The 23,326-nt window shown below is 68.6% G+C and carries 23 protein-coding genes; 15 read left to right on the top strand and 8 right to left on the bottom strand.

Features of this window, described 5'->3' with window-relative positions; genetic code table 11:
• Nucleotides 1-118 precede the first annotated feature (118 nt).
• Both pcrA and SK854_RS11175 read right to left on the bottom strand, forming a co-directional pair.
• Complete coding sequence (pcrA, locus tag SK854_RS11180) at nucleotides 119-2,431, bottom strand: DNA helicase PcrA (RefSeq protein ID WP_319974990.1); 2,313 nt, start codon at nucleotides 2,429-2,431, stop codon at nucleotides 119-121.
• A 73-nt stretch (nucleotides 2,432-2,504) separates the two neighbouring features.
• A complete protein-coding gene (locus tag SK854_RS11175) occupies nucleotides 2,505-2,999 on the bottom strand; it encodes a hypothetical protein (RefSeq protein WP_319974989.1) in 495 nt (164 codons plus the stop codon).
• 161 nt (nucleotides 3,000-3,160) lie between these two features.
• Between SK854_RS11175 and SK854_RS11170 the strand changes: the two genes are divergently transcribed.
• Nucleotides 3,161-3,577, top strand: a complete 417-nt coding sequence (locus tag SK854_RS11170; RefSeq protein WP_319974993.1) for a chorismate mutase — start codon at nucleotides 3,161-3,163, stop codon at nucleotides 3,575-3,577.
• 21 nt (nucleotides 3,578-3,598) lie between these two features.
• Here the strand turns inward: SK854_RS11170 and SK854_RS11165 are convergent, their stop codons facing one another.
• Nucleotides 3,599-4,651 carry an arginase family protein gene (locus SK854_RS11165; protein ID WP_319974992.1) on the bottom strand — a complete coding sequence of 351 codons (1,053 nt, stop codon included), beginning with the start codon at nucleotides 4,649-4,651 and terminating at the stop codon, nucleotides 3,599-3,601.
• A 70-nt stretch (nucleotides 4,652-4,721) separates the two neighbouring features.
• Here SK854_RS11165 and SK854_RS11160 point away from each other — a divergent pair, with 70 nt between their 5' ends.
• From SK854_RS11160 to SK854_RS11135, 6 genes are all read left to right on the top strand, one after another.
• The gene (locus tag SK854_RS11160; RefSeq protein WP_319974988.1) at nucleotides 4,722-5,048 is read left to right on the top strand and encodes a hypothetical protein; all 327 of its coding nucleotides are present in this window, start codon (nucleotides 4,722-4,724) and stop codon (nucleotides 5,046-5,048) included.
• Between the two features lie 104 nt (nucleotides 5,049-5,152).
• On the top strand, nucleotides 5,153-6,010 hold the full coding sequence (locus tag SK854_RS11155; protein ID WP_319974987.1) for a hypothetical protein: 858 nt from the start codon (nucleotides 5,153-5,155) through the stop codon (nucleotides 6,008-6,010).
• A 172-nt stretch (nucleotides 6,011-6,182) separates the two neighbouring features.
• Nucleotides 6,183-7,004: a hypothetical protein gene (locus tag SK854_RS11150; protein WP_319974986.1), complete on the top strand. Its 822-nt coding sequence runs from the start codon at nucleotides 6,183-6,185 to the stop codon at nucleotides 7,002-7,004.
• Nucleotides 7,005-7,181: 177 nt separating this feature from the next.
• Nucleotides 7,182-8,069 (top strand): hypothetical protein, encoded by an 888-nt coding sequence (locus tag SK854_RS11145; protein ID WP_319974985.1) that lies wholly within the window; start codon nucleotides 7,182-7,184, stop codon nucleotides 8,067-8,069.
• A gap of 148 nt (nucleotides 8,070-8,217) precedes the next feature.
• Complete coding sequence (locus tag SK854_RS11140) at nucleotides 8,218-9,534, top strand: serine/threonine-protein kinase (RefSeq protein WP_319974984.1); 1,317 nt, start codon at nucleotides 8,218-8,220, stop codon at nucleotides 9,532-9,534.
• Nucleotides 9,535-9,652: 118 nt separating this feature from the next.
• Nucleotides 9,653-11,284: a serine/threonine-protein kinase gene (locus SK854_RS11135; RefSeq protein WP_319974983.1), complete on the top strand. Its 1,632-nt coding sequence runs from the start codon at nucleotides 9,653-9,655 to the stop codon at nucleotides 11,282-11,284.
• A gap of 12 nt (nucleotides 11,285-11,296) precedes the next feature.
• Here the strand turns inward: SK854_RS11135 and SK854_RS11130 are convergent, their stop codons facing one another.
• Nucleotides 11,297-12,199 carry a LysR family transcriptional regulator gene (locus SK854_RS11130; protein ID WP_319974982.1) on the bottom strand — a complete coding sequence of 301 codons (903 nt, stop codon included), beginning with the start codon at nucleotides 12,197-12,199 and terminating at the stop codon, nucleotides 11,297-11,299.
• A gap of 81 nt (nucleotides 12,200-12,280) precedes the next feature.
• Between SK854_RS11130 and SK854_RS11125 the strand changes: the two genes are divergently transcribed.
• The 3 genes from SK854_RS11125 to SK854_RS11115 all read left to right on the top strand — a co-directional run bounded on the left by SK854_RS11125 (nucleotide 12,281) and on the right by SK854_RS11115 (nucleotide 15,306).
• Complete coding sequence (locus SK854_RS11125; RefSeq protein ID WP_319974981.1) at nucleotides 12,281-13,207, top strand: DMT family transporter; 927 nt, start codon at nucleotides 12,281-12,283, stop codon at nucleotides 13,205-13,207.
• Nucleotides 13,208-13,328: 121 nt separating this feature from the next.
• Nucleotides 13,329-13,748 carry an SsgA family sporulation/cell division regulator gene (locus SK854_RS11120; protein ID WP_319974980.1) on the top strand — a complete coding sequence of 140 codons (420 nt, stop codon included), beginning with the start codon at nucleotides 13,329-13,331 and terminating at the stop codon, nucleotides 13,746-13,748.
• A gap of 277 nt (nucleotides 13,749-14,025) precedes the next feature.
• Nucleotides 14,026-15,306 carry a serine/threonine-protein kinase gene (locus SK854_RS11115; protein WP_319974979.1) on the top strand — a complete coding sequence of 427 codons (1,281 nt, stop codon included), beginning with the start codon at nucleotides 14,026-14,028 and terminating at the stop codon, nucleotides 15,304-15,306.
• Here the strand turns inward: SK854_RS11115 and SK854_RS11110 are convergent.
• The 3 genes from SK854_RS11110 to SK854_RS11100 are packed head-to-tail and all read right to left on the bottom strand — an operon-like array spanning nucleotide 15,299 to nucleotide 17,728.
• Nucleotides 15,299-15,880 carry a phosphatase PAP2 family protein gene (locus tag SK854_RS11110; protein ID WP_319974978.1) on the bottom strand — a complete coding sequence of 194 codons (582 nt, stop codon included), beginning with the start codon at nucleotides 15,878-15,880 and terminating at the stop codon, nucleotides 15,299-15,301. The genes SK854_RS11115 and SK854_RS11110 overlap by 8 nt on opposite strands.
• A 7-nt stretch (nucleotides 15,881-15,887) precedes the next feature.
• Nucleotides 15,888-16,538, bottom strand: coding sequence for a response regulator (locus SK854_RS11105; RefSeq protein WP_090067146.1), 651 nt, complete (start codon nucleotides 16,536-16,538; stop codon nucleotides 15,888-15,890).
• Nucleotides 16,535-17,728 carry a PspC domain-containing protein gene (locus tag SK854_RS11100; RefSeq protein ID WP_319974977.1) on the bottom strand — a complete coding sequence of 398 codons (1,194 nt, stop codon included), beginning with the start codon at nucleotides 17,726-17,728 and terminating at the stop codon, nucleotides 16,535-16,537. Before SK854_RS11100 ends, SK854_RS11105 begins: the two co-directional genes overlap by 4 nt.
• 108 nt (nucleotides 17,729-17,836) lie before the next feature.
• Between SK854_RS11100 and SK854_RS11095 the strand changes: the two genes are divergently transcribed.
• The 4 genes from SK854_RS11095 to SK854_RS11080 all read left to right on the top strand — a co-directional run bounded on the left by SK854_RS11095 (nucleotide 17,837) and on the right by SK854_RS11080 (nucleotide 21,029).
• On the top strand, nucleotides 17,837-19,021 hold the full coding sequence (locus tag SK854_RS11095) for a PspC domain-containing protein (RefSeq protein ID WP_319974976.1): 1,185 nt from the start codon (nucleotides 17,837-17,839) through the stop codon (nucleotides 19,019-19,021).
• Nucleotides 19,014-19,205, top strand: a complete 192-nt coding sequence (locus tag SK854_RS11090; RefSeq protein ID WP_319974975.1) for a hypothetical protein — start codon at nucleotides 19,014-19,016, stop codon at nucleotides 19,203-19,205. Before SK854_RS11095 ends, SK854_RS11090 begins: the two co-directional genes overlap by 8 nt.
• Nucleotides 19,206-19,332: 127 nt before the next feature.
• On the top strand, nucleotides 19,333-19,887 hold the full coding sequence (locus tag SK854_RS11085; RefSeq protein ID WP_319974974.1) for a DUF4365 domain-containing protein: 555 nt from the start codon (nucleotides 19,333-19,335) through the stop codon (nucleotides 19,885-19,887).
• Nucleotides 19,884-21,029 (top strand): hypothetical protein, encoded by a 1,146-nt coding sequence (locus SK854_RS11080; RefSeq protein ID WP_319974973.1) that lies wholly within the window; start codon nucleotides 19,884-19,886, stop codon nucleotides 21,027-21,029. The genes SK854_RS11085 and SK854_RS11080 overlap by 4 nt, the downstream gene beginning before the upstream one ends.
• A 45-nt stretch (nucleotides 21,030-21,074) precedes the next feature.
• Here the strand turns inward: SK854_RS11080 and guaA are convergent, their stop codons facing one another.
• On the bottom strand, nucleotides 21,075-22,634 hold the full coding sequence (gene guaA / locus SK854_RS11075) for a glutamine-hydrolyzing GMP synthase (RefSeq protein WP_319974972.1): 1,560 nt from the start codon (nucleotides 22,632-22,634) through the stop codon (nucleotides 21,075-21,077).
• A gap of 19 nt (nucleotides 22,635-22,653) precedes the next feature.
• Here guaA and SK854_RS11070 point away from each other — a divergent pair, with 19 nt between their 5' ends.
• Entirely contained in the window at nucleotides 22,654-23,322 is a 669-nt protein-coding gene (locus SK854_RS11070) for a phosphotransferase family protein (protein WP_319974971.1), read from the top strand.
• The last annotated feature ends 4 nt before the right edge of the window (nucleotides 23,323-23,326 follow it).

The raw sequence follows: 23,326 nt of genomic DNA, 5'->3' as shown, positions 1-23,326 counted from the left end.
AGACCGCACGGTAAGAACGGCTCGCCTTCGGCATCGCTGCGGGCGTGGGCTTGCCGTGAGCGTGCCCTCTGACTGCTCGCCTTCGGCTTCGCGGGCGGGGCGGGGCTGGAGTGCCTCGTTAGAGTTTTGTCATCGGGACGCTGCCGATCAGCATCAGGCGGACTGTGCCCGAGCCGCCGAAGTCGATCGTCGCGGTGGCTCGCAGGCCCTCGCCGTCCACTGCCATCACTCGGCCCAGGCCGTACTTGTCGTGGGTTACTCGGTCGCCCACTTCCAGCTTCATCGCCGGGCCGTCCTTCCAGCCCGCTTTGCCCGGGGCTGGGCGGGACAGGCCTCGGGAGGCTATGCCGCCTGAGGCTGAGCGGCCCCACGTCGTGGCCGCTGCTGGGCCTGAGCGTGATGGTTCTACTCGGCGCCAGTCCAGGAGGTCCTGCGGGATCTCGCCCAGGAAGCGGGAGGCCGGGTTTGCCGACGGCTGGCCCCAGGCTGAGCGGACGAGGGCCCTGGAGAGGTAGAGGCGGCGTTGGGCCCTCGTGATTCCCACGTAGGCGAGGCGGCGTTCCTCTGCCAGTTCGGCCGGGTCGCCCAGTGCTCGCATGTGCGGGAAGACGCCGTCTTCCCAGCCCGTGCTGAAGACGACCGGGTATTCGAGGCCCTTGGCCGTGTGGATGGTCATGAGGGTGACCACGCCGTCGGAGTCCGCGTCCGGGATCGAGTCCGCGTCCGCCACCAGCGAGACTCGTTCCAGGAAGGCCGGGAGCGACGGGATCGGTTCCGCGCCTTCGGGGAGTTCCAGTTCGGTGAACTCGCGGGCGACGGTGATGAGTTCGTTGAGGTTTTCGATCCTCGTGTGGTCCTGCGGGTCCTCGCTGGCTTCCAGTTCGGTGCGGTAGCCGGACTTCTCCAGGACCGCTTCGAGGATGTCGGCCACGTCGTCCTCGCGCGCGACCATCTCGCCGAGTTGGTCCATCATCTCGACGAAGCCGGCGATCGCGTTGCGGGAGCGCGGGTTCAGCATCGGGACTCGGTCGTTCACGGCCTCGCGGAGGGCCGCGGCGAAGCTGATTCGTTCGCGTTCCGCGTAGGCCGAGACGCAGGCTTCCGCTCGTTCGCCGATGCCCCGTTTCGGGACGTTCAGGATTCGGCGCAGGGAGACCGTGTCTTCCGGGTTCGCCAGGGTTCGCAGGTAGGCGAGGGCGTCGCGGACCTCTCGGCGCTCGTAGAAGCGGACGCCGCCGACCACCCGGTACGGGAGGCCGAGGCGGATGAAGATCTCCTCGAAGACTCGCGACTGGTTGTTGGTGCGGTAGAAGACGGCGATCTCGGAGTTGTTGACCTCGCCGCCGTCGACCAGGCGGTCGATCTCGCCTGCCACGAAGGCCGCTTCGTCGTGTTCGTTGTCCGCGACGTAGCCGACGATCTTCTCGCCCTCGCCGAGGTCGGACCAGAGCGACTTGTCGCGGCGGTTCGGGTTGCGGGAGATCACCGCGTTGGCGGCCGTGAGGATGTTCTGGGTGGAGCGGTAGTTCTGCTCCAGCAGGATCGTGGTGGCGTCCGGGTAGTCGCGCTCGAACTCCACGATGTTGCGGATCGTGGCGCCGCGGAAGGCGTAGATGGACTGGTCCGCGTCGCCCACCACGCAGAGTTCCGCCGGGGGGATCTCGCCGCCTGCCTTGCCGACGAGCTCGCGCACCAGGGTGTACTGCGCGTGGTTCGTGTCCTGGTACTCGTCGACCAGGACGTGGCGGAAGCGGCGGCGGTAGTGCTCCGCCACGTCCGGGAAGCGCTGGAGGAGCTCGACGGTCCTCATGATGAGGTCGTCGAAGTCGAGCGAGTTCGACTCGGCCAGGCGGCGCTGGTAGACGGTGTAGACCTCGGCCACCCGGCGTTCCAGGTCGTTCGTGGCCTGGGCGGTGGCGGTCTCCGGGTCGATGAGCTCGTTCTTGAGGTTCGAGATGTGCACGGCGAGGGTGCGGGCCGCGTACTTCTTCGGGTCCAGGTCGAGGTCTCTGGCCACGAGCGTGACGAGGCGGCGCGTGTCGTCGCTGTCGTAGATCGAGAAGTTCGACGACATGCCGAGCGTCTTCGCGTCGCGGCGCATCACGCGCACGCACATCGAGTGGAACGTCGACACCCACATCGAACGGGCGCGCGCGCCCACCATGTCGGCGACGCGTTCCTTCATCTCGGCGGCGGCCTTGTTCGTGAACGTGATGGCCATGATCTGGCCGGGGTGCACGTCACGTTCCGCGAGCAGGTACGCGATCCGCCTGGTGAGGACGCGCGTCTTGCCGGAGCCGGCGCCCGCCACCACGAGCAGCGGTGAACCGGCGTGCTCGACGGCACGGCGCTGCGCGGGGTTCAGGTCGTCGAGCAGGTGGCCCGCGCGGGAAACGGGGGGACTTGAGGGCAAGTCGAACAAGGCGCTCATCGTCCATCCACGGTACCGGGCGGCACCGACAAATCCGGTACCGCCCGACCATGTGTTCGACGAGCAGGAGCTATCAGGTGCTCGTGTCGATCCTGAAAGGCTTCGCCGCGTGCACCGCCGCGTGGCCGTCTGCCTCGGCGTACAGGTCGATGGAGTCCTGCGTCCAGATGGCCTCGGCCTTGGTCTCGATCGTGAGCGTCGGCCACGCCTCCTCGTGCACGATCAGGTGATCCTGCGTGCACGTGAGGCCTTCGGCGCCGATGCCCTCGTTGACGTCGCGGCACGTCCAGCCCTCACCCTCGTAGGCCGTGACCTCGAGGCGGTCGGTCGGGAACGAGATGAAGAGCTTCAGGCTCCGCTCGTCATGACCCACGACGTTCGTGATGTCGACGGCGAACTTCTGCCGGGGGACGAACCCACCCCTGGTGGTCCAGAAGTCCTCCTGGCCGAACCAGCCGGAGACCCTGGTGATCTTGATGGTGGCGAAGTCCGGCTCCGCTGCCGTCGCCGCCGGCGCGACCGTCGAGGACAGCGCCAGAGCTGTCGCCATCCCGAGTGCGTACTTCATAGGAACCCCAGGTCTTGGTCTCAGCACGGCATGACTCTATGTCCACACTTGCGACGTGGAGCTAGAGCAGAAGAAGGAATTCTTCGAGCGTTGGTTTCCCACCTGGTGAGCCTTCCAACCGCGCGGACTTGGCGGGTGCGGGAGGTTCTGTGTCACACTGAATCCATGCGCGCGACGTTCTTCGAGTTTTTCTACGGGACCCGGACTCCGGCTCCCGTGGTCGTCTAGCGCTGAAAAGCCACCACGAAGCCCCGGAGTCCTCGGACACCGGGGCTTCGTCGCTTCCGGGCCAGGACTCGAAGAGTCGAGAGGTCACCACCATGGACACCACCACCGAACCCGACATCAACGCGCTGCGCGAGGAGATCGACCACCTGGACGCGGAGATCCTCCGCCTCGTACAACGGCGCGTCGAGGTGTCGAAGATCATCGGTGCGGCTCGCATGGCGGCCGGCGGCACGAAGATCGTGCACAACCGCGAGATCGACGTCCTCAACCGGTACCGGCCGCTCGGCACCGAGGGCAAGGACCTCGCGATGATCCTGCTCAAGATGGGTCGCGGCCCGCTCGGCAGGTAGCAGCACCCCACGGGCCCGGCGTCACAGCACGCCGGGCCAAAAAGGCTTCAGGGCGGCGCGCACGCGTTCGAAGTCCGCGTCCGCCAGCTGGGAGTCGTCCGGCACGTAGGCCAGCGGGTCCTCGAGCAACGGTTCCGGCAGCCGCAGCAGGCCCTCCACCAGCGCGTGCAGGCACAGCGCGGAGTATCCGCGCAGGTAGCCGCCCTCCTGGGTGAGCACGGAACGCCGTCCGAACGACGCCACCCGCCGGCCGATCTCGCGGTACCCGTCCGCCGTGAGGTTGTGGCGCCCGTTGGGGTCGAACGCCGACCCGTCGAACCCGGACGCGCACACCAGCAGGTCCGGCTCGAAGTCGCGCAGCAGCGGGAAAGCGATCTCGTCGAGCGCGCGCAAGTACGTCGTGTCACCCGCACCGAGCGACAGTTCGATGTTCACGTTCCTGCCGTTGGCGCCCACTTCTGATGGTGCGCCCGTCTGCGGATGGTTCGTGCCCCACGAGCCGTGCCGCATGTGCACCGAGATCGTCAGCACGTCCGCCCGGTCGTAGAACACCTCCTGCGTGCCGTTGCCGTGGTGCACGTCCCAGTCCAGGACGGCGACCCGCATCCCCTGGCGCCGCGCGGTTTCCGCCACCAGCGCCGCGTTGTTCACGAAGCAGTAGCCGTCCGCCATGTCCGGCTGCGCGTGGTGTCCCGGCGGCCGCACCAGCGCGTACGCCACCGGCGCACCGGACTCCAGCGCCGCCAACGCGGTGCCCGCGGCCGCGGACGCCGCACGCCACGTCTCCGGCCCGACGACCGTGTTCACTTCCAGCGCCACACGCTCCGATACGCGCAACGAGTCCAAGTACCCCGCCGTGTGCACGCGCAGAAGCTCGTCAACGGACGCGTGGCGCCCCTCGTGCCAATTCAAATGCGGCGCCACGGGGCCGTGCGTCAGCGCGTGCCGGAACGTGCGCAGCCGCGCGGCGGTCTCCGGGTGCGGTTCGGCGACGTCCAGCCACGGCCAGGAGCCCGGCAGCTCCCACAGGCCCTCACCGGCGTCGTGCTCGAGGCAGTCGTCGTGCCAGAACATGTCCACCCGAATCGGATATCAGGGCGATCACGGATGGTCCACCGAAAAGTTCTGGGGGCACACTGGACACATGGGCCTCATCGCCGCACTGATCGCCATCGCCGGCCTGCTCGCCGCCTTGGCGCACGACGCTTACCTGGGCTTGCTCGGTTCGGCCGCGAACAAGAAGGGCCTCGCCGGAGCGCCCGTCTCGCAGTTCGTCCGCAGCCGCTGGAAGACCGCGATCATCACGACCGCGGGCGCGGTGATCGGCCTGCTGATCACCAACGGCGACTCGCTGGGCGCCGACGTCATCGGTTCGTTGATCGCGGGTGGCAGCGGTCTGGTCGCGCTCAACGGCGTCCAGAACACGCGCAAGCAGCTGAACAGCGGTCAAGCTCAACTCCCGCCGCGCTGACAAACTTCACACAAAAGAGTGTCACTCGTCCTGAACACCCCCTTTTGGTTGGTTCGGTACCTCCAGACGGCCCTACGCTGATTGCGTCGCAGAGGGGTGTCGGGATGGACGAACTGCCGGGCAAGCATCGTCTCGACGACGGGGTCGCGCTGCCGCCGGAGACGCAGCCGCGGCCCGTCGTCGGAGGCGACCGCATCCCGTTGCCGCGCCGCCGCCAGATCGATCCGCTGCAGGACACCGACGGGCTGCGCAAGTTCAACATCGGGCTGGTGCCCGCCTCGGTCACGCCACCGCGCACCTGGAAGCGCGCGGCCTGGTTCGCCGTCGTCTCGTCGGTGCTCGTGCTGGTCGGCCTGAGCGTCGCCGCGGCCAAGCTGGTCGGCGGTGGCGGCACGACCGAGACGGTCGGGCTGCCCGGATACCCGTCGGACGTGCCGCTCATCTCCCAGCTGCCCACCGGTGGCACGACCCCGTCCGCCACGGGCACCGCGCCGTCGGCCGCGAAGACCGGGCGGGGCGCTCCCGTGCCGGGCAGCGGCACCAGCGCACCCGCCACGAGCGGCCAGACCTCCGCGTCCGCGCCGAATCCCAAGCCGTCCGGAACGCTCCCGCCGGTCATCACGACCGTGCCGGTCACCCAGGCCCCGGTCGTCGACGGCGGCAAGATCGCCCAGCAGACCGAGACCTTCTACCGCGCGATGGCGACGAACGCGGACACGGCACTCGCCATGACCACGGACACCGTGCGCTCGAACGCCGACGCGTTGCTGGAGGGCAGGCTCGCCGACATCTCGCTGATCGAGGTGAAGGAGATCGCGGTCGACCCGAGCAAGGGCCTCACCATCAGCCTGCTGCAGGTGACGAAGAAGGACGGCTCGGTCAGCACCGAGAAGCGCGAGCTCAGCTTCACGCTCGACGACCTGCCGCTGATCAACAGTGAACGGTTGAAGGCCGGCGGCTGAAGTGGCTAAAGGTCACGCCCGCAGCTACCGAACGTAGTAGGTAGCACCTTTGAGCGAATCCTGAGCACCGCTGACCGCCACGGACGAGTGAACTCCACCAAGAAACTGGCGTCTTCAGGTGCGGCCACGGTACGTCTTCAGGTGAACACGGACAGTACGGAGGGCCAGAGCAGTGCAGCGTCCCGCGGCGACGACCGGACGGCGGCACGCCCGCGCCGGCGCGATCAGCGTGGCCGAGCTGATCAAGCAGCAGCCAGCCCCGATGCGCATCCTGTCGAACGAGGAAGCCGCCACCGACGCTCTCGTCACCTCTCTGCTCGGCCCCACCGAGAACATGACCGCGACGACGACCGTGATCCCGGTCGTGCCCGGTCGCCGCCGCCGCACCAAGTCGGGCAGCCTCGCCAGGGCCGCCGGCCTGCTGACCGGCGCGATCGTGCTGGTCTCGTCGATCGCGGGCGCGGCGGTCCTCGCGAACAAGCGCCCCGCCAACAACGGCGTCCCGGTCACCGAACGGCCCGTCGCGCTGTCCGGGTCGAGCGCGTTGCGCCCGGACGTACTGTCGGCCCAGCTGCCGAACGAGCGCACGCCGGTGCAGACCACCGCCGTCCCGATGCCGCAGCCGTCCGCACTCCTGTTGCAGACGGCCGACCCCGAACCGTCCACGCCCGAGGTCTCGGTCGGCCCTCAACCGCAGGTCGACGTGGTGAAGAGGTTCTACGAACTGCTCACGACCAAGCCCGCCTCGGCGGCCAAACTGCTCTCGCCGGAGCTGGTCGGAGCGAGCCCCGCGGAGTTCGTCCGGTCCTGGGGCACCGTCAAGACGGTGAACGTCGACCAGACGTCGGTGCGGCCGGACGGATCGGTGCTCGCGGTCGTCTCCATGCAGGAGGTCGACGGCAGCTGGCTGCGCATCGAGCAGCTCTTCTGGCTGACCAGCACGAGCCAGCCGCGCATCGTCGGCACCGAGGTCCTTTCGGCGCAACGCAGTTAGCCGCGAACTTAAGTCGCACCCAACTGGATCGCCGTTCGCAGTCGAACGGTGACCGCTCGTCGCGAAAACCCAGGTTCGATCGTGAAAATTCCCCCATAGGGGTTACATCTCGGGTCACGATTCGGTATCCATATCCCCGCCAGTGCGCGAACGCGAACTTGGAAGGGTGAACGAGCGGTGTCGATTGAGGACCATCGTCGGCGGCTGACAGGGTCGGCTGAGTCGACCGGGCAGCTGTCCGTCGCCGAGCTGATCGCCCGCCGCGAGGCGGAAACCGTGGAGATTCCGGTGATCACCGCCGACATGCTCGCCGACGACATCACCCCGGAGTCGTTCGAGCCGACCGTCAAGTTCAAGCCGGTCAAGGCTCCTGGCAGCAAGAAGAAGCAGCCCATGAAGGAGCTGCACATCACCGAGCTGCTGCGCCGGGAAGGCCTCGCCGACGACACCCACCGCGGCGGGTTCACCGTCGGCAAGCTGGCCGCGGCGGCCAGTGGTGGCGTGATCATCTGCGGTTCGGTGGCGTTCGCCGCCTCCTCGTGGCTGTCCTCGCCGGACGAGCGCCCGCTCGCCGAGGTGCGGTTCGACGAGCGCGCCCAGGCCCGTGGCGCCAGCTCCGGCACCGAAGGCGTCGTGAAGCTGCCGTCGAACAAGACGCAGCAGTCCGACGCCACCGAGACCCAGCAGGCCGACCCGACCACCACGAGCCCGACCAGGCGCGTCGAGCCGAACGTCCAGCCCCAGCAGCAGCGTCCGACGCAGCAGACGCAGACCCAGCAGACGCAGCAGCCCACCTCCGAGACCTCGACGCCGACCACACCGCCGTCGACGTCCACGGAGACCAGCCAGCCGAGCACGCCGCCGTCGAGCGAGACGCCTCCGCCGCCGCCGAGCTCCACCACGGCCGTCCCGCCGAGCAACAGCACGCCGCCCACCTCCGAGACCCCGCTGCCGCCGCCGTCCAACCCGGTCGACGTGAGCGTGGACCTCGGCATCCTCGACCCGGTGCTGAACACCGTGGGCGACACCGTCGGCGGGTTCGACTTCTTCGCCCCGGCGAACTGACGTACGACACGTAGCTTCAGCGGCCGCCCTCGACAGGTACCCTGTGCGGGCATTCCGGACGACCCGCTGACTACCGCACGAGGAGCACGAGCGTGGGATCTGCTGCCACAGCCGCAGTCACGCCTTCGTGCACCCCTGAGGTGAGCTCGTGACGACGTCCGGCACCTCGGACGGCCGTCTGATCGCCGACCGATACCGCTTCCTCGATCGCATCGGTTCCGGCGCGATGGGCATCGTCTGGCGCGCCCACGACGAACGCCTCGGCCGCGAGGTCGCGATCAAGCAGCTGCTGCTGGCGCCCGGCCTGGACGAGACCGAGCAGGACGAGGCCATCCAACGCGCCATGCGCGAGGGCCGCATCGCCGCCAAGCTGCACCACCCGAACGCCATCGCCGTGTACGACGTCGTCGAGGAAGACGGCGTCCCGTGCCTGGTCATGGAGTACCTGCCGTCCTACAGCCTGGCCGACGCGCTGGCCGAGGGCGGCCCGATGGACCCGGTCGAGGTCGCCAGCATCGGCTCCCAGTGCGCGGCGGCGCTGGCCGCGGCCCACGCGGCGGGGATCGTGCACCGCGACGTGAAGCCCGGCAACGTGCTGATCGCCGAGAACGGCGTCGTCAAGATCACCGACTTCGGCATCTCGCGCGCCTCCGACGACATCACGGTCACCAAGACCGGCCTGATCGCCGGCACGCCCGCGTACCTCGCGCCGGAGATCGCGCGGGGCCAGGACCCGACGCCGGCCTCCGACGTCTACTCGCTCGGCTCGACGCTGTTCGCCGCGATGGAGGGCGAGCCGCCCTACGGAGTGAGCGAGAACACTCTCGGTGTTCTGCACGCCGTCGCGGCCGGGCGGATCAACCCGCCGACCGTCGACCACCCGCTCTCCGACACGCTGCTGTACCTGCTGAACTTCGAACCGGACGACAGGCCGACCATGGCCCAGGCGCGCGAGGTGCTCAACGCCGTCGCGCACGGCCGTTCGCCGTCGTTCAGCGGCCTGGCGGTGACCGCCGGACCCGATCCGACGACTATCGTCGAGCCCGACCGGACCCGCGTGGTCCGGCCGGTGGCCCGGACCGCGCCACCGCGCACCGCACCGCCGATGGCCCCCGCCAGGGGCCAAGACAACCGGCCGCTGGTGATCGCTGCGGTGGTGCTGGCGTTGTTGCTGGTCATCGGTGGTTTGATGGTCGCGCTCGGGGTGTTCAACAAGGACCCGCAGAACCCGTCCGCGCCGCCGGCGAGCTCGTCGCAGACGGTAGAACCGACGAGTTCGTTGCCCGAGGTGACGACAACCACGCCCGAGGCAACGACGACGCGCGAAACGACGTCTACAACGACGACGACTACAACTACAACCACCACGACGACTACAACGACTACAACGCCCTCAAAGCCTTCGAGTTCGGCACCGCCCTCGTCACAACCGAGTTCGGCCGCACCGTCGAGCCAGCCGGGCTAAGCATCATTACGTCGTTGAAATCTCGTAAGGTGGGTACCCGCACCGATGGGTGATCTGAACCCGAAGGTGTGATCAGCCGTTGAACAGAGAGCAAGTGACCGCACAGCGGGGAGCAACTGTGACCGACGATGGCCGATTGGTCGCTGGTCGCTACCGATTGAGCCAGCGGATCGGCAGCGGCGCCATGGGCGTCGTCTGGACGGCACATGATGAACGCCTGCACCGCACAGTCGCGGTCAAGCAGCTCCTCCTGCAGCCTGGACTAGCCGAAGCTGACACGGACGAGGCCAAGAGACGTGCCATGCGCGAGGGCCGTATCGCCGCGCGCCTGCAACACCCCCACGCCGTCGCTGTTTACGACGTCGCCGAGGACGACAGCCAGCCGTGGCTGATCATGGAGTACCTGCCGTCGAAGAGCCTGTCCGCGGTGCTCTCCGAACGCGGCACGCTCCCGCCGCGGGACGTGGCGTCGATCGGCATGCAGGTCGCGTCCGCACTGGCCGCCGCGCACAACGCCGGCATCGTGCACCGCGACATCAAGCCCGGCAACATCCTGCTCGGCGACGACGGCACGGTGAAGATCACCGACTTCGGCATCTCCCGCGCGACCGGTGACGTCACGGTCACCGCGACGGGCATGCTCGCGGGCACCCCCGCCTACCTCGCGCCCGAGGTGGCCAAGGGCTACGACCCCGGCTCGCCGTCCGACGTGTTCTCGCTGGGCTCGACGCTGTACGCCGCGATCGAGGGCGAGCCGCCGTTCGGACTGAGCGAGAACACCATCGCCCTGCTGCACAAGGTCGCGTCCGGCAAGGTCAACCCGCCGCGCAACGCCGGGCCGCTGACCGCGCTGCTGATGCGCCTGCTGCGGGCAGAGCCGGAAGACCGCCCGACGATGGCCGAGGCCCGCGACGCGCTCGCCGCCGTCGCGAACGGCCAGGCCGCTCCCGCCTTCACCCCCGCCGTGGTCGCGCCGACCCACCCGCCGTCGTGGCGCGGTGTGCCGGTGCAGCAGCAGCCGCAGCAGGCCGCCACGCGCGCCCTGACGCCGCCGCAGGGACAGCAGCAGTCGCCGCCGCCCAACGCGACGCGGGTCGACATGCACACGCCGCCGCCGCGCACCGCGCACCAGCAGCCGCCGTCGAACCACCGCCCGGCCGCCGCGCCGCAGTACTCGCAGCGCCCGAGGCCGGCGGCGCAATCGTCGTCGTCGAAGAGCAAGAAGTCGACGATCTACACCGCGCTCGCCATCGTGGCAGCGGCGGTCGTGGGCATCATGTTCGCGAGCATGCTGTCGAACGGCGGCGACGGCGGTAACGACAACAACGCGGGCGCGAACACCTCGACCCAGCAGACCCAGGGCAACGACCCGACCAAGCAGTCGACGCCGCCGAAGTCCGCGGGCAAGGCCGGTCAGTGGACGAGCTCGCCCCAGCCGGACGACATGAAGGCGTTCCTGGAGGAGTACTTCGACACCGCTCCCAAGTCCCCTGAAGAGGCCTGGAAGCTGGGCAACGGCAACTTCCAGGGCAGCTTCCCGGGCGGCTACAGCGGTTTCCAGAGCTTCTGGTCGGGCGTCAAGGAAGCCAAGATCATCAAGGCCACCGAAAAAGAAGGCTTCTACTGGGAAGTCGACGTCGAGTACACGAAGAAGAGCGGCGGGACGACCAGCGAACGCCGGGGCATCTCGTTCGAGTGGAAGAGCCCGAACTTCCTCATGCACAGCGACAAGTCGCTCGGCTCCTACTGATCGCGGCCCTGGTCAGGAGGCCCTTGCGGCCTTCTCCAGGGCTTCCGCGAGCGTGAGCACAGCGGGATTCCACGCGGCATCTTCGCGATAGACCACGTGAATGTGCCGGACGGGTTCGGGATTGCGCACCTTCCGCAGAACAACGCCGGGGTGCGCATATCCCAGCCCGAGCCGCGGAATGATCGTGACGCCCAGTCCTGCCGCCACGAATCCCTGCGCGGTCGCGTAGTCGTCACTTTCCACGGCCACCTGCGGCGAGAATCCGGCGCCCGCGCAGGCATTGCGCACGAGGTCGGCGCACGGGCCGGCAGCGCCGCAGTCCGCGTCGATCCACGGCTCGTCGGCCAGTTCGCCGAGATCGAGCACGCGCTTGCGAGCCAGGACGTGACCACGCGGGAGCACGGCGTAGAACGGGTCGGCGAGCAGGTGCCGCGCGACCATGCCCTCCGGCGCGGGGGCGTCGGGTTCGAGAACGGTGATGGCCACGTCCGCGCGGCCCGCCGCCAGTTCGACGAACGGGTCGGTCGGCTCGGTCAGCTTCAGGTCGAGCTCCACGCCCGAGCGCTCGGCCCGGAACGTCGCCACCGCGGGCGGCACGAGCGCCGCTCCGGCCGTGGCGAAGTAGCGGACGCGCAGGGTGCCGGCGCAGCCGTTGCGCAACGCCGTCAGGGCGCTCTCGGCCTCCGCCAGCTGCTCGGCGAGACGACCGGCGTGCTCGGTGAGCAGGCGCCCGGCCGCGGTGGGGCGGACTCCCCTGCCGACGCGTTCCAGCAGCGGCAGTCCCGCCTGCTTCTCCAGGCCCGCGACCTGCTGCGAGATGGCGGACGGGGTGTAGCCGAGGTTCGTCGCGGCCGCGGTGATGGAACCCGTGCTCACCACGGCCCTGAGCACCTGCATTCGTCGCACGTCCAGCATGCCTCGACCTTACAGCTGCGCTTAAAGGTTCAGCACAACAATTAAATTGTTATTAGGTGTCGGCGGGCGCATGGTTGACACGTGAACCAACGCGGAACGTTGATCAGGATGGGCGTGCTCGCCCTGCTGTGGGGATCCAGCTTCCTGTGGATGAAGCTCGCGCTCGGGAGTCTCGCGCCACTGCAGATCTCGCTCGTGCGGACGTTCTTCGGGGCGCTCGTGCTGTTCGTCGTGCTCGCACTGGCGAAGATGAGCCTGCCGCGCGACCGAAGGATCTGGGGTCACATGCTCTTCGTGGCCTTTTTCGGCAGCGCCGTCCCGTTCACGCTGTTCGCGTTCGGTGGTCAGACGGTCGACTCGGGCGTCTCCGGGGTGCTCAACTCCACGACGCCGCTGTTCGCGCTGGCCATCGGCCTCGTGCTCGGTTCGGAGAAGATCAGCAACCTGGTTCGCATGCTCGGCCTCGGGCTCGGCTTCGCGGGCGTGCTGGTGATCTTCGCGCCGTGGCAGTCCGCCAACAGCATCGCGAGCTGGGGCGCGGTCCTGTGCCTCATCGGCGCCGCGAGCTACGCCATCGGCTACTCCTACGCCGGCCGCTACCTGGTCAACACGGGCGCCACCTCGACGCAGCTCGCCGCCATGCAGCTGACCACCGCGATGGGGATGCTGCTCCTGGCGACGCCGTTCGGCGGCCTGCAGCCGCTGCACCTGCACTGGGTCGGCATCGTCGCCGTCATGATCCTCGGCGTCTTCGGCACCGGCGTCGCGTTCATCCTCAACTACCGCGTCATCGCCGACGAGGGCGCCACGACGGCAACTACCGTCGGTTACCTTCTGCCCGTTGTCTCGGTACTCCTTGGAGCGATCTTCCTCGGAGAGCAACTCAACGCGAGGGTCGTCGCCGGCATGGTGGTGGTGCTCCTGGGGGTCGCGTTGACCCGGAGGAAGCCCGTCGCGGCAGGTCAGACCGTCTCACCAAACGAGACACGCGACCTGGTCAAACGCTGAGGGGTGAGACGCACGTCTCCCCCGTTAGGATGGTTCCGAGACGAATCGCGTCCTTAACGGGCTGGTTGGCCGTCTCCTCTTTGTGAGCGGCAATGGAGACCAGCCTGGGAAGGACATCGACATGAACAACGAGAACCTGAAGGTCACCAACCGGACGACTTTTCAGCTCTTGGCCCCCGGAGCCGCGCCGGCACCGGTCGAGGCCGAACTCGTCTACGACCCCGAGGACCCCTACGCGGTCGCGGTCATCTTCTTCACGGGCTCCGGCCGCGTCGAGTGGATGTTCGCCCGCGACCTGCTGGCCGACGGTCTGCTGACGCCGTCCGGTGAGGGCGACATCCTCGTCCGGCCCGCCTCCGACGACCCGGAGCGCGTCCTGGTCGAGCTGAACGCCCCGACCGGGTTCGCCATCCTCAGCGCCGTCGCCGAGGACGTGGCGGAGTTCCTGGACAACTCCTACGACGTCGTGCAGCCGGGCGAGGAGGACCTGTGGATCGACTTCGACCGTGAGCTGCAGAAGCTGGTCTCGACGATCGACTAGTCCCCTGGCGATGTTCCGGGGTGGTTCTACGGGCGCGGGACGAGGTGCCGGCACGCGGGGCAGCGTTGCCGACCAGCTCGTCACCGGAGACCACCGGGAACGGCGCGATGTACGACGTCGTGGGCAGCGGCGAACGCACGTCTCAACAGGCAGAGCGGGTCACAGAGACAGACAGTCCCCACCGGTGACCTGGGCTCGGCGTGAAGCACTTCACCGATCTTCGACGGGCAGACCGGATCATTCGATGCTCGTCTGCGCGATTGATTAGTCTCAGGGTGTGACAACCATCGGGGGCCGCTACACGCTGCTGGAGCGCATCGGCAGCGGGGCGATGGGGGTGGTCTGGCGGGCACGGGACGAGGTGCTGGCCCGCGAGGTCGCGGTCAAGGAGCTCGTGACCGGTGATCACCAGCGCGCGATGCGGGAGGCACGCAACGCCGCGCGGCTGCACCACCAGCACGCGATCGCGGTGTTCGACGTCGTGGGCAGCGACGACGAAGAGCCGTGGATCGTCATGGAGTACCTGCCGTCGCACAGCCTTTCGGCGCTGATCGCCGAGCGCGGGCCGCTCAAGCCGGCCCAGGCCGCGAGCATCGGCGGCAAGGTCGCCTCGGCACTGGCCGCGGCGCACGCCGCCGGACTGGTCCACCGCGACGTCAAACCCGGCAACGTCCTGATCGGCCACGACGGCACGGTCAAGCTCACCGACTTCGGCATCTCCAAGGCGACCGGTGACGGCACGATGACCGACACCGGCATGATCTCGGGCACCCCCGCCTACCTCGCACCCGAGGTGGCGCGCGGCGAGCAGCCCGGCGAGGCGTCCGACGTGTTCTCGCTCGGTGCCACGATCTACACGGCCATCGAGGGCGAGTCGGTCTTCGGGCCCAGCGACAACAGCTTCGGCCTCCTCTACCGCGCCGCCAGCGGCCAGCTCCGCGATCCCAAGAACGCGGGCGAGCTCACGCCGTTGCTGCTGCGGCTGCTCTCGCAGGACCCCGAGGACCGGCCGAGCATGCAGGAGGCCGCCGAGTTGCTGGCCTCCGAACCGCAGCCGTCGCAGCCGCTGGAGATCCCGCAGCCGCAACGCAGGCTCAAGGCACCGAACCGCCGGATCCTGGTGATCCTCACGGTCATCGCGGTGCTGGCGATCGGCGGTGGCGCGGCGGCCGCGTACTGGGGCGGCACCGGCAACGGCAGCACCCCGGTCAACCAGGCCGACTTCACCCAGCAGCAGCCGGTCTACTTCTCCGCGGACCAGGCGAACGGCTTCGTGCAGGACCACTACCGCCTGCTGCCGAGCAACGCGGAAACAGCGTGGCGGAACCTCTACGGCCAGGCCGCCGAACCGCTGGCGGACTACCTGAACCGCTGGAGCACCTACACGAGCGTCACCATCGCGGGACCGGGGACGGTGCGGTCGGAGGGCCGGAACTGGGTGGTCAACATCGGCCTCGTGACGATCAGCAACGGCGTCGCCGACAAGGGTGTCTACGACATCGAGGTCGCCGCGGTCGACAACCAGATGAAGATCGTCAGCACCAAGCGGGTCAGCTGAGCAGCCAGAAGCTGCCGCCACCGACGACCACGCCCATGACCGACCCGGCCAGCACCTGCGCCGTCGTGTGATCACCCAGCTCGACGCGGGACCACGCCACCAGGGCGGCAGGCAGCGCGAGAAGCAGCCACCACGGCCCGTAGACGATCGCCAGCGTCACCACCGCGGCCCACGCCACAGCGGCGTGCAGCGAGATCTTCCACTTCAGGCCGAACGTGATCGCCATGCTGACGACCAGCGACGCGAACATGCTGCCCGCCAGCGCGAGCATGTTCCGGGGCGCGTCGCCCAGGAACATGATCACCGTGCCGGCTGCCAGCGACGCACCTGCCGTGACCAGTGGAACAACCCGGCCTTCGCGGTTCGTGACGTGGTGGCCGTCCCACTTGCCCTTGCGCGCGCCACGCATGATGACGGCCATGGGGATGACGGACGCCGTCAAGGCGACCACGAACCCCCACAGCAGCGTCATCCAGACGTTCTCCGTCGCGGCGGCAACGCCGAACGGCAGCAAAATCACCCAGACCCACGGCGCCAGCACCTCGGTGGCACCGCGGGCGACCTTTTTGATCAAGATCCCCTCAGACCAGTCTGCGATCAGTGGCCCAGCGGGAGAGCTCATACCGGTTGGAGAGCTGGGTCTTCCGCAGGACGCTCGACACGTGCGTCTCCACAGTTTTCACGCTGATGAAGAGCTCGGACGCGATCTCCTTGTAAGCGTAACCACGCGCCAGCAGCCGCAGGACATCGCGTTCGCGCGGCGTCAGCAGGTCGAGTTCGGGGTCGCTGATCGGCGCGGCACCAGGCCGGTCGGCGAACGCGTCCAGCACGAACCCCGCCAGCCGCGGCGAGAACACCGCGTCGCCCTCCGACACCCGCACGACCGCCCTGACCAGTTCCTGGCTGGAGATCGTCTTCGTCACGTAGCCGCGCGCACCGGCGCGGATGACGTTGATGACGTCCTCGGCCGCATCGGAGACCGACAGGGCGAGGAAGGTGACTTCGGGGATCTTGGTGCGGATCTGCCGCAGCACCTCGGCGCCGCCGCCGTCGGGCATGTGCACGTCCAGCAGCACGACGTCCGGCTTGTGGTGCGCGATCCCCGCCACCGCCTCGCCGACGCTGCCGGCCTCGCCGACGACGTCCACCTCGTCGGTGATGGTGTCGAGCTCCGCCTTCACGCCTGCGCGGAACAACGCGTGGTCGTCCACCAGGAACACCCTGACGCTCATGTCCTGGCCTCCGTCTTCCTCGGCATCTCGAGCTGCACCTCGGTCCCCTCTCCCGGAGCCGTGCGCAGTCGCACCTCCCCGCCGTGCCTCGTCATTCTCCCCCTGATGCTGCCCGCGAGACCATGCCGGTCGTCCGGCACCGCGTCGGGGTCGAATCCCTTGCCCCGGTCGCGCACGAACACGGTGACCTTGTCCGGCTCGACCTCGGCGTAGACGCTGACCTCGGCCACCCCCGCGTGCTTGGCCGCGTTGACCATCGCCTCCTTCGCCGCCTGAACCAGCGCGAACATCCCGTCCTCCAGTTCGGCGTCCCCGACGACGACCTGCGAGACGGCGATGGCGAAGCCGTCCTCGACCTCCGCGCACACCTGGGCGATCGCGACGCTGACGGAATGCGGCTGCTCGCCCACCTCACGGCCGTAGAGCCAGCCGCGCAGCTCGCGTTCCTGGCTGCGGGCCAGGCGCTTGACCTCGCGCGGCGACTCGGACTGCTTCTGGATCAGGGCAAGCGTTTGCAGCACGGAGTCGTGCAGGTGGGCGGCGATCTCGGCGCGTTCCTCGGTGCGGATGCGCGCACGGCGTTCCGAGTCGAGGTCGCGGACCAGCCGCATCCACAGCGGCACGGTCAGCACCGCGACGCCGATCAACGTGGCCAGCACGGAGAGTATGACGGTCGAGAGGTTCTGGACGGTGTCGTTCACCACGAGGAACGCGGCGACCCCCGCCACGACCAGCGCGCCTCCCGCGACCGTCCGCACGATCCCCGTCTTCCCCTGCGAGAAGGCCCCGTCCCTCCAGCGGCGTCGCTGTGCCTCGTCCGCCTCGCGCCACACGAGCGCGGCGCCCACGAGTGCCACGGCGATCGGACCGGTGATCCACCCGCTCCACGTCCCGCCGATCAGGCCGGTGAAGACCGCGACGCCGACGCCCAGAGCGGCGAGGCCGACGGCCTGCTGCCACTCCTTGCGGTCCTTGTCGGTCTCCGGCTCCGCCACCGCGGACTGCGGCACGAACATCCAGAGCAACGCGTAGGCGATGATCCCGACCCCGCTGAACGCGGCGAACACGGCGAAGATCGCGCGCACCCAGAAGACAGGTGCGCCGAGATGGTCGGCCAGTCCGCTCGCGACGCCCGCGACCACCCGGCCGGTGCGGCGACGGCGCATCGGCTCAATGCGTGCACTCACCATCCGATCGTCACACGTCCCGGCGAGTTGTTCATCAGGGATGACCCCGGTTCCGCGAATCAGGGCTGGTCCCTGATGTGGTTCCAGGCGTGACAGCGCAACCTTGTCATCGTGAGCGGGACTGAGAAGGCGATGCAGGGCGTGGCGGACACGCTCAGAGAGTTCTGGGCCCACCGTCCGGTGCGGCCCCGTGCAGGACGCAAGGCCGGCGGCGTTGCCACCGGGATCGCCCTGCGCTTCCAGATCGACCCGGTGATCGTCCGGATCGCGTTCGTCGCACTCGCGTTGTCGGGTGGCGTGGGCGTTCCGCTGTACCTCGCGGGCTGGCTGCTGCTGCCCGAGGAGGGCGACGAGGTCTCGCCCCTGGAGTCGTTGATCAACAAGGGTCACAGCTCGATGCCCCAGGCGCAGACGGTGCTGCTGGGCTTCCTGATGTTCCCCGCGCTCGCCTTCACGGTCGGGAGCGGCGGGTTCCAGGTAGTGGTGACGCTGGCCGCGGCGGTCGCGTGCGTCTACCTGCTGCAGAAGAACCGTGGGCACCTGCAGCCGGCGACGACGCTCTCCGACTCCGTGACACCCGTGACGCCACCGGTGCCGGGGGCGCCGGCCTGGGACCCGCTGGGTGCCGCGCCGTTCGCGTGGGACCTGCCGGAACCGACCCCGAAGCCGCAGCCACCGGCCCCCAGGCCGCCTCGCGGACCGCGCATCGGCCTGATGACGCTGGGCGTGGCGACACTGGTGGTCGCCGGTTCCGCGATCGCCGGTGCCTGGGCGCCGTGGTTCACCGTGCCGCACGTCATCGGCCTCGTGCTCGCGGTGCTGGCGGCGGGCCTGCTCCTCGGTTCGTTCACCGGCGGCGGCCGTGGCCTGATCTGGCTGATGATCCCGCTGTCCGTGGTGGGCTTCGGCATGACGGCGATCGACTTCGACGGCAGCCCGTCCAAGCTGAGCAGCTACGACGAGAAGCCCAAGTCCGTGACCGACGTGCGCGACCGGTACGAGACGAGCGTGGGCAGCGTGCAGCTCGATCTCCGCGACCTGCCCGACTCCGGTTCGGTGAAGACCGCGATCGAGGTCGAGCTCGGCGAGGTGCAGGTGCGCGTGCCCAAGAACGCGGACGTGACGTACCGGTGCGAGGCGTCGTCCATCGGCGAGCTCGACTGCCTGGGCAAGCGTGCCGAAGGCAGCAGCGTGGACGTCAGCGGTCGCGACCTCGGCGAGAACGGCGAGGGCGGCCTCCAGATCGAGCTCGACGTGCAGGCCAGCGTCGGAGAGGTGAAGGTGCTCCGTGACTGAGCAGGGGATGCGCAGGCGGATCGACCCCGTGACGCTGGTCTTCGGGATCGGCGGGGGGCTGATGGCGGCCTACGTGCTGAGCAACGGGTCGTTCTGGTTCGACTTCCGGTGGGCGCTGGGAGGGACGGCCATCGTGGTCGGGCTGGTGCTGCTGACGAACTCGATCAGACGCAAGACCCACTGATGAGAAAGGGCCCCGGTCAGCTGACCGGGGCCCTTCCACTTTCGGGTGGCTGCCGCACGGATCCCCCTTTCGCCCGTCTCGGCTGCTCCTAATGTGCTCCCGGTCTGCCGCTACGAGGAGGGAGCTCATGACCGATGGAGGCGACGGTCTGGAATCGGTGACTCCGCTCGACGGAGGCCTGCCGATGACCGCCCGCCAGGAGCAGTTCAGCTTGGCGTTCGTGAGGATGATCGCCGCCGCTGCCGGCTGTTCGATCAAGTCGCACGAGACGGACTACGACGGCGTGGACATCACGATCGCCTCATCGACCGAGTACGAGACGTACTACTGCCCGCAGTTCGAACTTCAGCTCAAATGCACCACCCAGCACGACCGACTCCGTGACGCGCACTTCGCGTGGAAGATGGAGCGTGATCCGTTCCTGAAGCTGACCCACGGCAAGCGGTACAACGAGGCGTTTCTCGGTGTGCTCGTGATTCCTCGCGACGATGAGCCGTTGGTGAAGCTGAGCGAGGAGGGTCTCCTCTCCTCCAGTCGCATGTACTGGGAACACGCCAGGCTTCTGGGTGACATCAACGACGGCGCCACCAGCAAGACAGTGCATCTACCGAGAACTAACCTCTTCGACGTAGAGAGCTTGCGGAGCACCATGCAAAGGGTTGGCGAAGGAGGTGTGTGGTGAGCAGCCCATCAGTCGACGACTACCGCGAGCTCGCCAACAGCCTTCACCCGTTGGCCGTGCAGCAGTACCTCGCCGCCAACGACTGGCAGCTTGAAGCGCAGGTTCCCGACGTACGGCAGATCTGGCGCCTGAACGACGAGGCGCGGGTCATGCTCCCGCTGGCCACGGACTTCGTCGACTTCGCCCAACGGTTCCGCGACACTCTGCGCGCCCTGGCCACCGTGTACGACTGGGATCCCGAACACCTGGCCGAGAAGATCACCGCCACCCGTGCCGACCTGTTCTTCGTCCGCTTCGACCAGGCGATGGTCGACGGCACCCTTCCGTTCAAACAGGCGGAGACGGCGCTGGACGGCCTGTTCAAGATGATGAAAGCGGCCGCGACCTCGGCTGACGATCCGACCCATTCCCATCGCGGACGCCGCTCCAGCACCGTGACCGACTTCCTCGACGAGGACATACGTCTCGGACACACGAAGCGCGGCAGTTTCGTTTTCACCGTCGTCACTCGGCTCGGAGATCCGTTGCCCGATCACGACGACGGCTCCCGTGCAACCCCGTTCCCGCGACGTGTGATGGAAACGCTGGCCACAGGCTTGCACGCGGCCAGAGACCTGTCGCTGAACTGGGACGCTCTTGCTGTCGAACGCGCCGCTGAGCGCGGCCTCAGCGCGAACCTCGTGGAGTCGCTCCAAGACCTGACGGAGTCGGACTCGTTGCGCGAACTGGACCTGTCCTTCGACTGGGCGGCCGGCGAACCTCGGCCGAAGGTTCCCGCCTCGCGCATCGTGGTCAACCGTGACGCCATGGCCGGTCTGTCACGCGTTCGGGAACGCCTGGTCCGGCGTGAAGAGCCGCCGCGCACGGAGACCATCGTCGGTCAGGTTCGGTCTCTCACCCGAGAAGACTCCGGTGGGGACGACCAGGAGGAAACGACGATCATCTTGAGCGCCGAGGTCCGGGGAAGGACGCGGAAGATCCACATCCTTCTGAGCGGCGAGGACTACGACTGGGCGATCTTCGCTCACCGGAACCGGTTGCCGTTCACGGTCACCGGCAATCTGGCCTTCGAGCGAGGAGCCTGGCGTCTGACAGGTCCGGTGGCCGTCGACTCTAGTTTCCTGCAGCACCAGCAGCGTTGAATGAGAAAGGGCCCCGGTCAGCTGACCGGGGCCCTTCTCACGTCTCTACTCCCACTCGATGGTGCCCGGCGGCTTGGACGTCACGTCCAGGACCACGCGGTTGACCTCGGCCACCTCGTTGGTGATTCGGGTCGAGATCCGCTCCAGCACCTCGTACGGCAGGCGGGTCCAGTCCGCGGTCATCGCGTCCTCGGACGACACCGGGCGCAGCACGATCGGGTGGCCGTAGGTGCGGCCGTCGCCCTGGACGCCGACGCTGCGGACGTCCGCGAGCAGCACGACCGGGCACTGCCAGATCTGGCGGTCGAGGCCCGCCAGGGTCAGTTCCTCGCGGGCGATGGCGTCGGCCTGGCGCAGCGTGTCGAGTCGGTCCTGGGTGACCTCGCCGATGATGCGGATGCCGAGGCCGGGGCCGGGGAACGGCTGGCGCTGCACGATCGTCTCGGGCAGGCCGAGCTCGGTGCCGACGCGGCGGACCTCGTCCTTGAAGAGTGCGCGCAGCGGCTCGACCAGTTCGAACTGCAGGTCGTCCGGCAGGCCGCCGACGTTGTGGTGCGACTTGATGTTCGCGGTGCCCGCGCCGCCGCCGGACTCGACGACGTCCGGGTAGAGCGTGCCCTGGACGAGGAACTTGTAGTCGCCCTCGGCCTTGAGGTCGCGCTCCGCCTGCTCGAACACGCGGATGAACTCGCGGCCGATGATCTTGCGCTTCTCTTCGGGGTCCGTGACGCCGGCCAGGGCGTTGAGGAAACGCTCGCGGGCGTCGACCGTCACCAGGCGGATGCCCGTGGCGGCCACGTAGTCGCGCTCGACCTGGGCGCGCTCGCCGGAGCGCAGCAGGCCGTGGTCGACGAAGACGCACGTGAGGCGGTCGCCGATGGCGCGCTGGACCAGCGCGGCCGCGACGGCGGAGTCGACGCCGCCGGACAGGCCGCAGATCGCCTTGCCGTCACCGATCTGCTCGCGGATCCGGGTGACCTGCTCGTCCACGATGGACGACGTCGTCCACTGCGGACGGATGCCCGCGATCTCGTGCAGGAACCGGCGCAGCACCTCCTGGCCGTGCGGCGAGTGGTGCACCTCCGGGTGGTACTGCACGCCGGCGAACCGGCGCTCCCTGTTCTCGAACGCGGCGACCGGCGCGCCCTCGCTGGTCGCGGTGACCGTGAAGCCCTCCGGCGCCTTCGTGACGGCGTCGCCGTGGCTCATCCACACCGGGTGGCTCGCGGGGAGCTCCTGGTGCAGCGCGCCGCCCTCGGTGGGCACGCTCAGGTCCGTGCGGCCGTACTCGCGGGTGCCCGTCTGTTCAACCGCGCCGCCAAGTGCGCGCGCCATGGCCTGGAAGCCGTAGCAGATGCCGAAGACCGGGACACCGGTCTCGAACAGCTTCGGGTCGACCTGCGGGGCGTTCTCCTCGTACACGCTCGACGGGCCACCGGACAGAACGATGGCCAGCGGGTTCTTGTCGAGGATCTCGCTGACGGTCGCGGTGTGCGGAACGACCTCGGAGTAGACCTGGGCCTCGCGGACGCGGCGGGCGATCAGCTGCGCGTACTGGGCGCCGAAGTCGACGACGAGAACAGGGCGGTTGCTGGTGTCGGACACGTCGCCAAGGATCTCATGCGTGGACGGTGAACTGCTGACCGGTGGCGGGCTGAACCAGGTGTTCAGGGTGGGTGACGCGGTGCGCAGACCGGCAGGGCCGTGGGCGCCTCGGGTGCACGACCTGTTGCGGCGCTTGGCACCGCTGGGGATCGCGCCGGTCCCGCTGGCGCTCGACGACGAGCACGAGCTGCTCACCTACCTGCCCGGTGACGTTGGCCACGTGTTCCCGTCCGACGACGCGTCGCTGGTCGAGTCGGCGTTGATGCTGCGCAGGCTGCACGACGCCACGATCCCGCTCGTGGATCAGCTCGACGGATGGCAGCACGCCGCCAGGGAACCGGTCGAGGTGGTGCTGCACGGCGACTTCGCGCCGTACAACACGGTCTACCGCGATGGCCTTCCGGTGGGCGTGTTCGACTTCGACACCGCTCATCCCGGGCCGCGCTGGTGGGACGTCAGCTGGGCCATCATCCAGTTCGTGCTGGGTCTGCCGGATGACCGCGAACGGCGCACCCGGCTGTTCTGCGAGACGTACGGATGTGCGTACAACGCCGAGCACGTGTTGACCCGGCTGGACGACACGATCCAAACGATCCGGGAGGATCCGAGGTTCGTGCTCCAGCGGGCTGAAGGGCATGTCGACCACTACTTGGGTCTCATCAGGTACGTCCAGGCCACTAGGGCTTAACGTG

The organism is Lentzea sokolovensis, assembly GCF_033949975.1.
GTDB lineage: Bacteria > Actinomycetota > Actinomycetes > Mycobacteriales > Pseudonocardiaceae > Lentzea > Lentzea sokolovensis.
Note: the sequence above shows the minus strand (reverse complement) of the source record. Positions and strands in the feature narration are given on the sequence as shown.

Bases quoted from the DNA above. Each gene is read 5' to 3' on its own strand.
- pcrA (WP_319974990.1), bottom strand. From the start codon at position 2,431: ATGAGCGCCTTGTTCGACTTGCCCTCAAGTCCCCCCGTTTCCCGCGCG.
- SK854_RS11175 (WP_319974989.1), bottom strand. From the start codon at position 2,999: ATGAAGTACGCACTCGGGATGGCGACAGCTCTGGCGCTGTCCTCGACG.
- SK854_RS11165 (WP_319974992.1), bottom strand. From the start codon at position 4,651: ATGTTCTGGCACGACGACTGCCTCGAGCACGACGCCGGTGAGGGCCTG.
- SK854_RS11160 (WP_319974988.1), top strand. From the start codon at position 4,722: ATGGGCCTCATCGCCGCACTGATCGCCATCGCCGGCCTGCTCGCCGCC.
- SK854_RS11155 (WP_319974987.1), top strand. From the start codon at position 5,153: ATGGACGAACTGCCGGGCAAGCATCGTCTCGACGACGGGGTCGCGCTG.
- SK854_RS11130 (WP_319974982.1), bottom strand. From the start codon at position 12,199: ATGCTGGACGTGCGACGAATGCAGGTGCTCAGGGCCGTGGTGAGCACG.
- SK854_RS11120 (WP_319974980.1), top strand. From the start codon at position 13,329: ATGAACAACGAGAACCTGAAGGTCACCAACCGGACGACTTTTCAGCTC.
- SK854_RS11105 (WP_090067146.1), bottom strand. From the start codon at position 16,538: ATGAGCGTCAGGGTGTTCCTGGTGGACGACCACGCGTTGTTCCGCGCA.
- SK854_RS11100 (WP_319974977.1), bottom strand. From the start codon at position 17,728: ATGGTGAGTGCACGCATTGAGCCGATGCGCCGTCGCCGCACCGGCCGG.
- SK854_RS11085 (WP_319974974.1), top strand. From the start codon at position 19,333: ATGACCGATGGAGGCGACGGTCTGGAATCGGTGACTCCGCTCGACGGA.